Genomic DNA, 12,483 nt, shown 5'->3' on the forward strand with positions numbered 1-12,483 from the left:
ATTTTTTATATAGTTAATCTTATTATTTCACATTTTCGTCGTTTTGTTTATACTTTATACCGTTAAAAAAGAAATTAAGAATAATAGCAGAGATTGCTCCTAAAACAATACCATTTTGAGTTAACCAAGCGAACTGTTCTCCTAAAGCTTTAAATGCTTGAGGTACAGCACTAATTCCTGTACCAAGTCCGACTGATACAGCAATAATTAATAAATTATTTTGATTTTTGAAATCAATATTTCCTAAAATACTTACCCCATAAGCCATTACCATACCAAACATAGCAATCATTGCACCGCCTAATACAGGTAAAGGAATAATATTAGCCAGAGCACCTAGTTTAGGTATACAACCACTTATTAAAAGTAAGACTACCATTCCGTATATGACTTTATTTTTCTTAGCTCCAGAAAGTGAAACAAGTCCTACATTTTGCGAATAAGCTGTATAAGGGAAAGAATTAAAGATTGATCCTAAAATGATGGCTAGACCTTCCGCAGTGTAACCTTTACGAAAATCTTTACGTTCTAGTTTACGACCAGTGATTTCACTTAATGCATGATATACACCAGTTGATTCAATCAGACTTACAATTGCTACAATTGTAAACACTAATGTTGCACCGAAATCAAAGCCAAATCCTGAGAAACGGAATGGTCGTGGAATACCGAGCCAATGTGCGTCACCAACTTGGCTAATATTAACTAATCCAAAGATACTAGCCAATATAGTGCCTATAACTAAACCAATCAAAATTGCAATAGATTTTAAGAATCCCGTTGTAAATCGTTGTAATAGTAAGATAACAATAAGTGTCACTCCACCTAAAATTAGATTTTTAGGGTTACCATAATCTTTAGCGCCTTGACCACCAGCAAGATAATTCATAGCAACGGGCATTAAGTTAATTCCGATAATTGTAACTACACTACCTGTAACAACAGGTGGGAAAAATTTAACTAAATAAGAAAAGAATGGAGCAATGATCACAACTAAGATACCTGATAGGAACAATGATCCATATAACACGTCTAAACCTTTAGTCTGTCCAATTAAAATCATAGGTGCTACAGCAGTAAATGTACATCCTAAAACAATAGGTAGCCCTGTACCAGTAATCTTATTTGCTTGTAAAAATGTAGCTACTCCACACATAAAAATATCTACTGTAATTAAATAAGCAATCTCTTCAGGTGAGAATTTTAAACTTGTTCCTACAATGATAGGTACTAAAATAGCACCTGCATACATTGATAATAAATGTTGTACACTTAAAATTAAATTTTTCATTCATCTTCACCTAGTAAAGTCACTTTATTCCCTGTTAAGGAAGCAACTTTACATAATGAAGAAACAGTTAAACCAACCTCTTCCAATCTTTGTCGTCCATCTTGGAAACTTTTTTCTACAACAATTCCTATGCCTACTGTTTCTGCTTTAGCTTGTTGTGCAATGTCGTACAATCCAAGTGAAGCATCACCATTTGCTAAGAAATCATCAATAATTAATACTTTATCTTCAGACCCTAAAAATTCTTCTGATACAATCACTGTACTTGTTTTATTTTTAGTAAATGAATGGATATCAGTACTGTAAAATCCATCTTTTAAAGTACTTGGCTTTGCTTTTTTCGCAAATAAGCATGGCACATCGAAATGTAATGCAGCCATGATTGCAGGAGCAATACCGGAAGCCTCAATAGTTAAAATTTTCGTAATCCCTTTATCCTTAAATTGTTTATAAAATGTTTGACCCACTTCATACATTAATTTGGCATCAATTTGATGATTTAAAAATCCATCAACTTTTAATATTTTTTCATCAATGACTACGCCATCTTCCTTGACTTTTTGTTCGAGCGCTTCCACTTCAAAACCTCCTAAACTTTATATAAAAAAACCCGAAACTTTTATCTAGTTTCAGGATCTATAAGTGAACAAGTACGATACACATTCATTTGTAACTTAGAAGTAAATAATTTAGATTTATAGATGATAAACAATACTTTACATTATACAAATGATAATATAGTACAAGACATCTTAGCCAATCCTCAAACTTCTCATTAACTTCCTTACCTTTGTACTTGAACTCATAGTCGCGTTGTTTATGGCAACACGGTAGAAACTTCTAAAGCCATATTCTTCAGATTATATGAGCAATATAAATTATTTAATGATAATAGCAAATTTTAAGCTTATTTTCAATAACTGATGGAGAGTTTATCCTTGTAATCACACTACTTATAAATGTAAGCGTTTAATATCATATAAAAAAACTGTATTTGTAAAACACATATGTTTAATTATATAATTATATAGAAACGTTTTATATCTATTCATTAGGGTATAAATATTTAAAAGTAGCATGAAATGATGGAGGACGATGAATATGCCAGATATTACAGTTATAGATAATGAAAATCAAATTTACAATGTGATTGAAAAGAAAAAAGCAGAAGGATATTCAGAAAATGAGATATTTGTTATCAGTAAATCTAAATTACATTTAGATGATTTACATAATTCTCAAGTAACACTTATAGCAACAAGTGGTTCATTCAGTGATCACATGTCACGCTTATTAACCGGTGAAGATGGTGAAGAAGCTGTATTGAATAATTTCAAACTATCTGATAACCAAGCAGAACAATATAAAAAAGATATGCTTGATGGCAAATTTTTAGTAATCGCTAGAAAAGACGCTTCTTCACATAATGAAGTTGAAAAAAACAACGCAGCTTATGAAGAAGTTGATATCACTCATTACGCTAATGAGTCTAAGGGTCCAAAATCTTAAAAATAAGTTTAACCATTCATTGTATTTATTCATGTCGATTGTTAAATGAATATAATTTCTTACAAATTAACAGTCAAAAATTAATATATGCTTCTTTCAAAGTAAAGTGTGAATCATTTATAACTTTGAAAGAAGTTTTTTAATATATTTTGTATTATGATGTGCTACTTTACAAATGTGCTATACTTAAAAAAATATGATGCGGGGAGATCGCTATGAAATTTCACACTATTCATTCTTTAGAAGACGCTTATTATCAAAAAGCCGTCGAGTTTTATAATAAACAATTAGATGTTGATTTTTTTGAAGACAGCATTATCACAAAACGGTCCTTACAGAATAATAAAACAGAAAATGATTATGTTTTTATTGTTGGTATTGAGAAAGAAAATATAATCAGTTTGGCTACAGCGCACTACGAGGCAACAACAAATTCAGCCTTTTTAGTCCACTTATTAGCTGTAGTTGATTCAAACTATGATGAAATCATATCTCAAACTTTAAATGAAGTTGAAACTCACCTAAATATATTATCTAATAAAGTACATGCTAGAGATATTAACTTTTTAATGATTGAAGTCCCGAAACTTGATAATAGTATATTAGATAATCAATTAATTAAACGACGTCATCATACCTTATTAGAAAATGACTTTGAACAACAATATGACATTGATTATTTGCATCCTAACTATACGTTTGAAGAAACACCTATACGTACTGACTTATTTATTAAATCTAACATTGAACTTACAAAAGACATCTATCCTGCTAGTGTGAAATCTAATTATATTCTCAAATATGTATTTGCGAATGGAATTTCTAGAGATATTATATACCCCCTTTTAGAAAAGATGAATTTACGTTTACCTTGATAGAACACTTGAAAAGCGCGATATAAAAGGTTAAACTAATATGCGAGGTTAGACTGACGTGTCACTAACCGAAGACAAACGTCAGTGTAAATGAACAATATTCTATAGATACGAAAGGACTTCAAATTATGTTAACTAAAGAATTCGCTCAACGTGTCAAACTAAGTGAAAAACAAGTCCGCAAAATCGTCCAACATTTAGAAGAACGAGGATATCAACTTAGTAAGACTGAATATCGTGGTCGTGAGGCTACAGACTTTAAAGAAGAAGATATTGAACTTTTCCAAGATATTGCAGAAAAGGTAAAACAAACAAATAGCTATGATTTAGCTTTCGAAGAATTAGAAAAAGAAAAAGATTTTTTACAAGTTATCGTTAAAGAAGACCAACAACAGTTACCAGCTGATCAAGGCGTCACACAATTGGTAGAAGACTTACGTACGGAAATACAAAAAATGCGTGAAGAACGTCAAATGTTAGGTCAGATGATTACTCAAGTTCATCAACAGCAAAATGAACTTAAAGAATTACAAAGTCAAATTACTGAAAAATTGAAAGCAAATAATGAGTCATTAGCTGCCATCCAAACATCACAACAAGCCATTCAAACTGCTCAAAAAGAACAATCTGATTATACTAAAAATAATTTAGTTAAAGAAATTAATGATAACAATCAACAAGCGATTGATAATTTAAAAGAACATCAAACTTATGTTTCATCTTCAAATGAGAAAAAAGGATTCTTAGCTAGACTATTTAATCTTTAATGTAACAATTGTATATAGTGCTATTTACTAAAACAGGATTGAAATTAAAAAGATTTCGATCCTGTTTTTTTGTTTTAATACTCATTTAATGTCTATTTATAATTAATTTGTAAAAATATTTAGTAATTTATGTTATTTAAAGTATTGAATTATTATATATTTAATACTATTCTTATGAAATGTGTCGGATTTAACTAATAAAAGGAGAATCATTATATGGGAACATTATTTTCAATTATTAATATTGTCATAATGTTGATTTTCATTATCGGCTTATTCATTATGGCTAAAAAACATGTATCATTCCCTAAACGAGTCTTTACCGCTCTAGGATTAGGAATTGTATATGGTATTATTTTACACCTTATTTATGGTGTTAATTCTAAAGTGCTTGAAACTACAACTGATTGGTTTAGCATCGTTGGAGATGGCTATGTGACATTATTACAAATGATTGTTATGCCTCTTATTTTTATTTCTATTGTTTCAGCATTTAGTAAGATACAAATTGGCGATAAATTTGCTAAGATAGGTTCTTATATTTTTATGTTTTTAATTGGTACTGTCGCTATTGCAGCCGTTGTAGGTATTTTTTATGCCATTGTATTTGGCCTTGATGCTTCAAGTATCGATTTAGGTAGTGCAGAATATGCACGAGGAAATGAAATTAGTAGTGAGGCGAAGCAACTTACAGCGAATACACTACCACAACAAATTCTTGAATTATTACCAAACAATCCGTTCTTAGATTTTACTGGTCAGAGAACAACTTCAACTATTGCAGTAGTAATATTTGCCATTTTTGTAGGATTTGCATACTTACGTGTTGCACGTAAACAACCTGATAATGGTAGCTTATTAAAACGTGGTATTGATGCTGTTTATGCTCTCATCATGTCAATTGTTACCTTTGTTTTAAGATTAACTCCTTATGGAATTATCGCAATTATGGCTTCTACAATTGCTACAAGTGATTTTGCAGCAATTTGGACATTAGGTAAATTCATGATTGCATCTTATGCAGCTTTACTTACAATGTATGTTATTCATTTAATTATTTTAGCGATTATGGGAATCAACCCTATTCGTTATGTCAAAAAAACACTTGAAGTACTGATTTTTGCATTTACATCACGTTCAAGTGCAGGAGCGCTTCCTTTAAATGTGCAAACTCAAACGCAACGTTTAGGAGTACCTGAAGGTATTGCAAACTTCTCAGCTTCATTCGGCTTGTCTATTGGCCAAAATGGATGTGCTGGTATTTATCCAGCAATGCTTGCTATTATGGTTGCTCCTGTTGCTCATGTTGACATAGATATACCATTCATTCTTACACTAATTGCTGTTGTAGTTATTAGTTCATTTGGTGTAGCTGGCGTTGGTGGCGGTGCAACTTTCGCTTCAATTCTTGTATTATCAACTTTAAACTTACCAGTTGCATTAGCGGGTGTATTAATTTCTATCGAACCAATTATTGATATGGGTCGTACTGCTCTAAATGTCAATGATTCTATATTAGCAGGTACTGGTACAGCACGTTTAACAGGTAACTTAGATAAAGAAAAATTTAATTCTAATCATTATGGAGAATTATCCACAGAATCATAAATAACAAGAGAGGCAGAATTTCGAACAAATTCTGCCTCTCTTTTTTCGGTTTTATTTTATCTTTTCATTAATCCAGATTTATTTAATTGCTCTAACATATCTAATCGTGCTTTTCCACTTAAAAATCCAGCAACTTGTTGAGACCAGGTTTCATTTCTCACACCATTTGTACGGTCTTGATAATATTTACTAACCAATTGATCATAAGCGTTTAATGTTTCTTTTTGTTGTGCATTATTACTATTATAGACATTTTTATGGAAGACATGTTCAAAAGGTAAACGTGGTTTTGGTGATCCATTTTCATCCTCAGCTGGCTCCCCTACAGCCATACCAAATAGAGGGAAGGCATATTCAGGTAAGTCTAAAATCTCACGTACACGTCCGACATCATTGCGAAGCGAACCTAAGTATACAATGCCATAGCCCATATCTTCAGCTGCTAAAGCAATATTTTCTGATACTAATGCAACATCAATGGCACCAACTAACAAGCCCTCAGCTGACTCAAATGACGTCTCCATGTGTTGTTCTACATCTTCATTAATAAGACTATGACGATAATAATCTAAAACAAATACAAATAAATAGCCATTATCTACCACATAATGTTGACCTGATACTTCTTTGAGTTCTGCTTTAATTTCTGGGTCTTCTACTCCAATAATTGAATATGTTTGTAAATAACTAGATGTTGAAGCACTTTGCCCAGCTTCAATTAACTTTCTAACAACGTCTTCACTTAAAGGTTGATCTTTAAATTTTCGAACTGAATGATGTTTTTTAGCTAATTTGTAAACATAATCTGACATTAAGTCCACTCCTTTTTTAATTACTGAATATATGTTAACAATTTATATTTTATTTTTCTTCCAAATTGCCCTTTATTTTAAATTAAGATTTGCATGCTAAACTAATTAAAGTTATCATAATAATGACAATTTTCAGATATCAAAGGAGAGATACTATGACTCACGCTAACAAAGAAGTTTCAACAGCCTTATATCAAGCTTTTACATCAAAAAAACCGATTGATTTTATCAGTTCCTCTTTTGAACTAAATGAGTTAGAAGCCTATCACACACAAGATGATCTCATTAATCAATTAAAAAATAAGCAAAAATCAGAAATTAAAGGTTACAAAGTAAGTATGACAAGTGCCGCCACTCAAGCCATTGCCAATACAAATGAGCCTGCGTACGGTACTATTTTATCTACTCAAGTAGTCGAAGGTGGTAACTCCATCTCATTATCAACATTATTTGATCCATTACTTGAACCTGAACTTATCTTTGAATTAACTGCAGATTTACCAGAGAATGCAGATGTTCAAACCATCTTAGAAAGTGTAAAAGTAGCTCCAGGTATTGAAATTCCTGACGCACGTTATAAAGATTGGTTCCCTAACTTTGCTTTATCAGATTTAATTTCAGATAATACTGCAACAGGTTTAATTGTGGTTGGAAAAAGAGTAACACCTCTTGATTACAAATCGTTTGCTGATATTAACTTAAAGTTATTTAAAAACGATCAAGAAATTGAAACAGGACATTCTAGTGACGTACTAGGAAATCCTATTGAATCTATAAAATGGTTAAATAAAAAATTACATTCACATGGAAAACGTTTAGAAAAAGGTCAATTTATTTCTTCAGGTACATTTATTTCACCACTACATTTAGAAAAAGGTATTTATATTGCTGAATACGAGAAAGTAGGAAGTGTAAAAGTAGAAGTCAAAGACTGATTTTAATAAAATAATATTGAAAATACTTGATACTCTCTTCAGATTTATATGTTTCATAGCGTAACTTGAAGAGAGTTTTCATCTATTATTTTTGATTTCCATTATCAAATACTTTCCTTTAGTTGAGAATAGATTTAAGCGAAAAGATGTATTTGTATTTACAATTTACATTTTTTAATTAGGAAAAATAAACCTCACAATATCTTAAAAAAGTTAATATTTTTTATATAAACCTTATTATATCAGTGCTTTATAATGTTTTTCTTACTTTTAAGTATATTATGTTGACGAAATAAAATCTACATGTAATAATATTAATCAAGAGATTAGAATTATTATAAATAAGCAATAATTATTATGTAGTTCTAATTAATATTCGATAAATCAGGAGGAATTTAAGTTATGTCTTTAATTAATAAAGAAATCTTACCTTTCACAGCTCAAGCATATGATCCTAAAAATGATGAATTCAAAGAAGTAAGCCAAGATGATTTAAAAGGTTCTTGGAGCGTTGTTTGCTTCTATCCAGCTGACTTCTCTTTCGTATGTCCAACTGAATTAGAAGATTTACAAAACCAATATAGCCAATTACAAGATCTAGGTGTTAATGTATTCTCAGTTTCAACTGATACTCATTTCGTACACAAAGCTTGGCACGACCATTCAGACGCAATCAGCAAAATCCAATACACTATGATTGGTGACCCTTCTCAAATCATCACTCGTAACTTCGATGTATTAGATGAAGAAGCAGGTTTGGCACAACGTGGTACATTTATCGTTGACCCTGATGGTGTAGTTCAAGCAGCAGAAATTAATGCAGATGGTATTGGCCGTGATGCAAGTACATTAGTAAATAAAATCAAAGCTGCACAATACGTACGTCAACATCCAGGTGAAGTTTGCCCAGCAAAATGGGAAGAAGGTTCTGAATCATTACAACCAGGATTAGACTTAGTAGGTAAAATTTAAGGAGGCATTTAAGTATGCTTAATGCTGATTTAAAACAACAATTACAACAATTATTACAACTTATGGAAGGCGATGTAGAATTTAGAGCAAGTATCGGCTCTGATGATAAATCTAAAGAATTAAAAGATTTATTAGATGAAATCGCTGAGATGACACATCATATTACAATCGTTGAAAAAGAATTAAAACGCACACCAAGTTTTCAAGTAAGTAAACCTGAAGAAGATACTGGTATCACATTTGCTGGTATTCCTTTAGGTCATGAGTTTAATTCACTTGTGCTTGCCATTTTACAAGTAAGTGGTCGTGCGCCTAAAGAAAAACAATCAATCATTGATCAAATTAAAGGTCTTGAAGGTAACTACAATTTTGAAACTTATGTAAGTTTAACTTGTCAAAAATGTCCAGATGTAGTTCAAGCATTAAACTTAATGAGTGTAATTAATCCAAATATCACTCATACAATGATTGATGGTGCTGTATTCCGTGAAGAATCTAAGGATATCATGGCAGTCCCTGCTGTATTTTTAGATGGTGAAGAATTCGGTAATGGTCGTATGACAATTTCTGATATTTTATCTAAACTTGGCAGTACACAAGATGCTTCAGAATACGAAGATAAAGATCCATACGATGTATTAATCATCGGTGGTGGGCCAGCAAGTGGTAGTGCTGCAATTTATACTGCGCGTAAAGGTTTACGCACTGGTATTGTTGCAGATAGAATTGGTGGTCAAGTTAACGATACAGCTGGTATTGAAAACTTTATTACTGTTAAACAAACCACTGGATCAGAATTCTCTTCTAATTTAGCTGCACATATCGAAGAGTATGATATTGATGCTATGACTGGTATTCGTGCAACTAAAATTGAAAAAACTGATAAAGCTATCCGAGTAACTTTAGAAAATGATGCAGTTCTTGAAAGTAAAACTGCTATTATTTCAACTGGTGCAAGCTGGCGTAAATTAAATATTCCTGGTGAAGATCGCTTAATCAATAAAGGTGTTGCCTTCTGCCCTCACTGTGACGGACCTTTATTTGAAAATAAAAACGTTGCAGTTATTGGTGGTGGTAACTCTGGTGTTGAAGCAGCTATCGATTTAGCAGGAATAGTTAAACATGTGACGCTATTTGAATTCGCTCCAGAACTAAAAGCGGATACAGTGTTACAAGAACGTTTACGTTCTTTCCCTAATGTTGATATTCACACAAATGCTAGAACTGCCGAAGTTCTAGGCGAAGATCATGTTACTGGTTTAAGCTATGAAGATATGTCATCTGGTGAAATGAAAGAATTAAGCTTAGATGGTATCTTTGTACAAATTGGCCTTGTGCCAAATACAAAATGGATTGGTGACGCAGTAGAGTTAAATAGCCGTGGAGAAGTCGTTGTGGATCGTGAAAATAACACAAACGTTCCTGGTATTTTTGCTGCTGGTGACGTTACTGACCAAAAATATAAACAAATCATTATATCAATGGGTTCAGGTGCTAACGCAGCATTGAGTGCATTTGATTATATTATTAGAAATTAATTTACAGTTTAACTTTCTACATGAAAGTAAGACTTAGAACTTAACCTATCAAATATCTTCATTTTAAGCAGAGTCATTTTATTAATGGCTCTGCTTTTTTAATTTATTTTTTTACTGATATTGCCACAATTTGTTCATAGATTTATATTAATTTTAAGTCTTAAACATTCAATTCTGTTTCTATAAATGATACTCTATTATTATGCTTAAATAGAAACGTTTACTAATAAAGGAGATTATTGAAATCTATGAAAAAGAGTATGATTATTAGTAATTTTTTAGCATTGTTATTAATATTAAGTGCTTGTGCACCTAATAATGATAATAACGAAGACAATCATAATCAAAGTAACGGTGTTAATGCACCGAAACATGCTAAAAACTTAACTGAAAATGATATTTTTACATCGAATAAATCACATCAAAAGCTTACTGAAGATGAAATGAACCAAGCAATCAAAAAATATCTAGATGTTAATAGTGATATTTTAGATAATAAATATATAATGCAAAGTCAAATCGACCGTCAAAGTTCAGGACAAACAAAAATCACTGATAAACAAGCTACAAAACTTAGTAATTTATCTAATATTGCTGTTAAAAATGACTTACACTTTAAAAAATATGTTGAAAATAACACATTGCCAGACGGCTATAAAGATCATGTAAATCGTATTATTAAATACTTTCATGCTTTGAATAGTACAATTGCAAATGTTGATGAAAGTATCGAACAACTGAATTACCAACCTCAAAATACAATTAACGTTGTAGATGTTCCTACTCATTATGCTGGAGATGTAAATGGAAACCAACAAAATAAAATCAAATCTTTCTTAAATAAGAAAGATATCAAAACAGATGTTTTTGATAAATAGAATAGGTAGTATCCGTTTGAATATGTTATTCAATCCATTAATGGTGACGTCTAATATATAAAAAATCTGAGACGATGAATGATGTCTCAGATTTTTTTATAACTCAATAAGATATGGCTTACAATTTTCAATTACTTTAGTTAATGCTTCTTCTTTATTTATATAGCCAAAGTAAACCATAATACAACGTATCACAACTTGATGTGCAATAATGACTATCGTGTGATTATCTTGAATATGGATCGTTTCGAAAAACTGTTTCACTCTATGATAAACATCATTATAACTTTCCCCCTCAGGCGCTTTTTGAATAAAGCTATGTCGAAAATCTTTATAATTTGAATCATGAAAATAGCGATGATACTTATTATTTTTCATAAGTTTATCCTTAAATTGACCTTCAAATAGACCCAATGAACGTTCACGTAATAATGAGGTAACTGTAGTTGGGATATCGTAAGGGAAGATATATTGATATGTTTCTTTTGTTCTTGTTAAATCAGATACATACACATCATCAATTTTTATATTATAAAAATACGTCTTTAAGTTTTTTGCACTTTCAATGCCCCTTTCAGTTAAAGGAACGTCTAACTGACCACAATAATATGCTCGATTGTACTTATTATCGTAATTAGACTGTGATTCACCATGTCGAATAAGATATAAATTCATGTTTTACCTCCTATTTCAATTTATTATATTAAATAATAATTGAATGAAGTCTACTAATAATACAAATTATATATTTTTAAATAATATAAGTTTTTATGATTGTCAATATTTATATTGCATGATACTATTAACTTGTAGTTATTTAATAACTACAAGTCTTTTATATTCATGAACATAATACTCCTGGATGACGTCTTAACCCGACGTCATCCTCTTTTTTTAGTTTAATAAATAAAAAAAGAGCACTACATAACGTAGTCCTCTTTAAATACTATACTTATTTTTTGATTGCTTTTAAAATTAAAGAAACAATAAAAATAAGAATAATTGCACCGATTAATGCTGGGAAGATTGGTACTCCGCCCCAAACAGGACCCCAAGTACCTAACAATTTACTTCCGATGAATGAACCGATTAAACCAGCAATGATATTACCTAAGATACCACCAGGGATATCTTTACCCATGATCATGCCAGCAATCCAACCGATTAATCCACCAACTATTATCATAATAATAAAGCCCATAGTTAGATTACTCCTTATAGTTTTATTTTATTTACTTCTTATTCATACCACCTATTTCAATTTTATAAACATCATTATTAAAATAATTTATTTTTTA

At 31.0% G+C, this 12,483-nt stretch carries 12 protein-coding genes, 1 pseudogene and 1 riboswitch; of the genes and pseudogenes, 8 read left to right on the forward strand and 5 right to left on the reverse strand.

The window, feature by feature from the left end; genetic code table 11:
• Positions 1-22: 22 nt before the first annotated feature.
• The gene (gene pbuX / locus HMPREF2561_RS09470; protein ID WP_069723790.1) at positions 23-1,291 is read right to left on the reverse strand and encodes a xanthine permease PbuX; all 1,269 of its coding nucleotides are present in this window, start codon (positions 1,289-1,291) and stop codon (positions 23-25) included.
• Positions 1,288-1,869 carry a xanthine phosphoribosyltransferase gene (gene xpt / locus HMPREF2561_RS09475; protein ID WP_069723789.1) on the reverse strand — a complete coding sequence of 194 codons (582 nt, stop codon included), beginning with the start codon at positions 1,867-1,869 and terminating at the stop codon, positions 1,288-1,290. Before xpt ends, pbuX begins: the two co-directional genes overlap by 4 nt.
• 207 nt (positions 1,870-2,076) lie before the next feature.
• Positions 2,077-2,179, reverse strand: a riboswitch (purine riboswitch).
• Positions 2,180-2,392: 213 nt separating this feature from the next.
• On the opposite strand from xpt, the gene HMPREF2561_RS09480 reads away from it, so the two are divergent.
• From HMPREF2561_RS09480 to HMPREF2561_RS09495, 4 genes and pseudogenes are all read left to right on the forward strand, one after another.
• Positions 2,393-2,800, forward strand: coding sequence for a YflT domain-containing protein (locus HMPREF2561_RS09480; RefSeq protein ID WP_069723788.1), 408 nt, complete (start codon positions 2,393-2,395; stop codon positions 2,798-2,800).
• A 215-nt stretch (positions 2,801-3,015) separates the two neighbouring features.
• Positions 3,016-3,675: a hypothetical protein gene (locus HMPREF2561_RS09485; protein WP_019834714.1), complete on the forward strand. Its 660-nt coding sequence runs from the start codon at positions 3,016-3,018 to the stop codon at positions 3,673-3,675.
• A 128-nt stretch (positions 3,676-3,803) separates the two neighbouring features.
• Positions 3,804-4,302 (forward strand): annotated as a pseudogene (locus HMPREF2561_RS09490) (DNA-binding protein); the annotation flags it as partial.
• Positions 4,303-4,658: 356 nt separating this feature from the next.
• Positions 4,659-6,050, forward strand: a complete 1,392-nt coding sequence (locus HMPREF2561_RS09495) for an L-cystine transporter (protein ID WP_049419744.1) — start codon at positions 4,659-4,661, stop codon at positions 6,048-6,050.
• Positions 6,051-6,106: 56 nt separating this feature from the next.
• Here HMPREF2561_RS09495 and HMPREF2561_RS09500 read toward each other — a convergent pair whose 3' ends face one another.
• Positions 6,107-6,862, reverse strand: a complete 756-nt coding sequence (locus HMPREF2561_RS09500) for an NADPH-dependent oxidoreductase (protein WP_069723849.1) — start codon at positions 6,860-6,862, stop codon at positions 6,107-6,109.
• 155 nt (positions 6,863-7,017) lie between these two features.
• Between HMPREF2561_RS09500 and HMPREF2561_RS09505 the strand changes: the two genes are divergently transcribed.
• From HMPREF2561_RS09505 to HMPREF2561_RS09520, 4 genes are all read left to right on the forward strand, one after another.
• Positions 7,018-7,797, forward strand: coding sequence for a 2-keto-4-pentenoate hydratase (locus HMPREF2561_RS09505; RefSeq protein ID WP_017175680.1), 780 nt, complete (start codon positions 7,018-7,020; stop codon positions 7,795-7,797).
• 402 nt (positions 7,798-8,199) lie between these two features.
• Positions 8,200-8,769, forward strand: a complete 570-nt coding sequence (gene ahpC / locus HMPREF2561_RS09510; protein ID WP_002447989.1) for an alkyl hydroperoxide reductase subunit C — start codon at positions 8,200-8,202, stop codon at positions 8,767-8,769.
• Positions 8,770-8,783: 14 nt separating this feature from the next.
• Positions 8,784-10,307: an alkyl hydroperoxide reductase subunit F gene (gene ahpF / locus HMPREF2561_RS09515; protein ID WP_069723850.1), complete on the forward strand. Its 1,524-nt coding sequence runs from the start codon at positions 8,784-8,786 to the stop codon at positions 10,305-10,307.
• Between the two features lie 248 nt (positions 10,308-10,555).
• Positions 10,556-11,185: an NDxxF motif lipoprotein gene (locus tag HMPREF2561_RS09520; RefSeq protein WP_049382443.1), complete on the forward strand. Its 630-nt coding sequence runs from the start codon at positions 10,556-10,558 to the stop codon at positions 11,183-11,185.
• Positions 11,186-11,281: 96 nt separating this feature from the next.
• Here the strand turns inward: HMPREF2561_RS09520 and HMPREF2561_RS09525 are convergent, their stop codons facing one another.
• Positions 11,282-11,860: a histidine phosphatase family protein gene (locus HMPREF2561_RS09525; protein ID WP_017175677.1), complete on the reverse strand. Its 579-nt coding sequence runs from the start codon at positions 11,858-11,860 to the stop codon at positions 11,282-11,284.
• Positions 11,861-12,137: 277 nt separating this feature from the next.
• The gene (locus tag HMPREF2561_RS09530) at positions 12,138-12,386 is read right to left on the reverse strand and encodes a GlsB/YeaQ/YmgE family stress response membrane protein (RefSeq protein ID WP_002447983.1); all 249 of its coding nucleotides are present in this window, start codon (positions 12,384-12,386) and stop codon (positions 12,138-12,140) included.
• Positions 12,387-12,483: the final 97 nt, after the last annotated feature.

The sequence above is a fragment of the Staphylococcus sp. HMSC069E10 genome (assembly GCF_001809205.1).
Lineage (GTDB): Bacteria > Bacillota > Bacilli > Staphylococcales > Staphylococcaceae > Staphylococcus > Staphylococcus hominis.

Bases quoted from the DNA above. Each gene is read 5' to 3' on its own strand.
- pbuX (WP_069723790.1), bottom strand. From the start codon at position 1,291: ATGAAAAATTTAATTTTAAGTGTACAACATTTATTATCAATGTATGCA.
- HMPREF2561_RS09480 (WP_069723788.1), top strand. From the start codon at position 2,393: ATGCCAGATATTACAGTTATAGATAATGAAAATCAAATTTACAATGTG.
- HMPREF2561_RS09485 (WP_019834714.1), top strand. From the start codon at position 3,016: ATGAAATTTCACACTATTCATTCTTTAGAAGACGCTTATTATCAAAAA.
- HMPREF2561_RS09495 (WP_049419744.1), top strand. From the start codon at position 4,659: ATGGGAACATTATTTTCAATTATTAATATTGTCATAATGTTGATTTTC.
- HMPREF2561_RS09500 (WP_069723849.1), bottom strand. From the start codon at position 6,862: ATGTCAGATTATGTTTACAAATTAGCTAAAAAACATCATTCAGTTCGA.
- HMPREF2561_RS09505 (WP_017175680.1), top strand. From the start codon at position 7,018: ATGACTCACGCTAACAAAGAAGTTTCAACAGCCTTATATCAAGCTTTT.
- ahpC (WP_002447989.1), top strand. From the start codon at position 8,200: ATGTCTTTAATTAATAAAGAAATCTTACCTTTCACAGCTCAAGCATAT.
- ahpF (WP_069723850.1), top strand. From the start codon at position 8,784: ATGCTTAATGCTGATTTAAAACAACAATTACAACAATTATTACAACTT.
- HMPREF2561_RS09520 (WP_049382443.1), top strand. From the start codon at position 10,556: ATGAAAAAGAGTATGATTATTAGTAATTTTTTAGCATTGTTATTAATA.
- HMPREF2561_RS09525 (WP_017175677.1), bottom strand. From the start codon at position 11,860: ATGAATTTATATCTTATTCGACATGGTGAATCACAGTCTAATTACGAT.
- HMPREF2561_RS09530 (WP_002447983.1), bottom strand. From the start codon at position 12,386: ATGGGCTTTATTATTATGATAATAGTTGGTGGATTAATCGGTTGGATT.